Source organism: Mesorhizobium sp. M4A.F.Ca.ET.020.02.1.1 (assembly GCF_004022645.1).
In the GTDB taxonomy this organism is placed as follows: domain Bacteria; phylum Pseudomonadota; class Alphaproteobacteria; order Rhizobiales; family Rhizobiaceae; genus Mesorhizobium.
On the sequence record NZ_RZOI01001021.1, the window covers coordinates 1 to 1,642 of the forward strand.

At 65.5% G+C, this 1,642-nt stretch carries 1 protein-coding gene; it reads left to right on the forward strand.

The features are described 5' to 3' along the window. The coding region (locus EN742_RS34350) for a PAS domain-containing protein (RefSeq protein WP_128333838.1) at window positions 1–1,642 on the forward strand (1,642 nt) is incomplete at both ends.

Sequence of the window (1,642 nt, forward strand, 5' to 3'; positions counted from 1 at the left end):
GAGGAATGGCAGCGCTACCTCGCCGGCCGCGTCGCGGAGATTCGCGACGGCTCCGTGTCGCCGCGCGAGTTTGTCCACGCCGACGGCAGGACGATGATGTTTTTTGTCACCGCGCTGTCCGGGGGCAAGCGGCTGTTGACCTACTACGAGATCACCGACGTCAAGCGCCGCGATGCCGAGATCGAGAGCGCCAACGCCAGGACCGCGGAGACCTTCGCCAATCTTCGCGCCATGGTCGACCAGATGCCGATCGGCGTCTTGGTCCTCGACGCGGACATGCGCGCGCAGGTGATCAACCGCGCCTTCCACGAGTTCTGGAAAATCGAGCCCAGCCGCGCCGGGATCGGCAGCGGCTTCCGCGAGCTGATGGAAGCGAGCCGCGGGATCGACCCCTACGGAGCCGACGACGAGGCATGGCAGCGCCTCATGGCCGAGCGCGAGGCCGAGATCAGGGCTGGCGTTGCCGGATCGCGGCAGCTGCCACTCAATGACGGCCGCACGCTGATTGCCTCGCTGGCGCCGCTCGCCGGCGGCAAGCGGCTGATCTCCTACGTCGACGTCACCGACATGAAGGAGCGCGAGGCGGAGGCCGAGGATGCGCGCAAGAACCTCGCCACCGTGCTGGAATCGCTGCCGGCCGGCGTCATCATCTACGATCGTGACGACAGGTTCGTCTTCGCCAACCGCAAACTGCAGGAGACGCTTCCGGCGCTGAAGCCGGTGTGGCAGCCCGGCCGCAGTTTCCGCGAGGCGCTGGTTCTCGGCCATTCGGTCGGCTATTTCCGCCAGAGCGGCGATCCTGAGATCGACAGCCTCTATGAGCGCGATCGCGACGGGTGGTTCGACGCGATGCTCGCCCACTACCGGCTGCCGAACTCATCCTATGAACGGCGCAATCCGGACGGCCGCTGGTACCAGGTCTACGACATGCGGACCGAGGACGGCACCTTCATCGGCGTGCGCGTCGACATTTCCGACATCAAGAGTCGCGAGAAGGCGCTGCATGACTCCATGCGGCAGATCGACCTGTTCCGGCACGTCATGGACGAGCTGCCGGTGGCTGCCTTCATCAAGGCCCAGGATCTCAGCATCGAATTCGTCAACAAGGCATGGTGCGCGCTCACCGGCATTGCCAAGGAAGATGTCATCGGCCGCACCGATCGCCAGCTGTTCGGCGCCGATGATGCCGAAAACTACAGCCATGACGACATCGAGGTCGTCGCCACCGGCAACGGGCGCGAGGTCGAGGAGTCTGTCACCCATCGCGACGGCACCGTGCGGCAGCTGATGACGCGCAAGAGCCGCCTGGTGGCGACGGACGGGTCGGTGCATCTGGTCGGCTCCAGCACCGACATCACCGACGTCAAGGCGCGCGAGCGGGCGCTGGAAGAGAGCATGCGCGAGAATGAGGTGTTCCGCAGCCTCATCGACAATGTGCCGGTGTCGATCTACGCCAAGCGTTCGGACCTCAGGCAATTCTACGTCAACAAGGGCTGGTGCGATCTCACCGGCTTCGCCAAGGATGAGGCGATCGGCAAGACCGATGTCGAGATCTTCGGGCCGGACGGCGAGGCCTTCGTCGCCGGCGATCTCGCCGTGCTGCGCACCGGCGAGACGCAGGAGATCGAGGAGAGCGTGACGC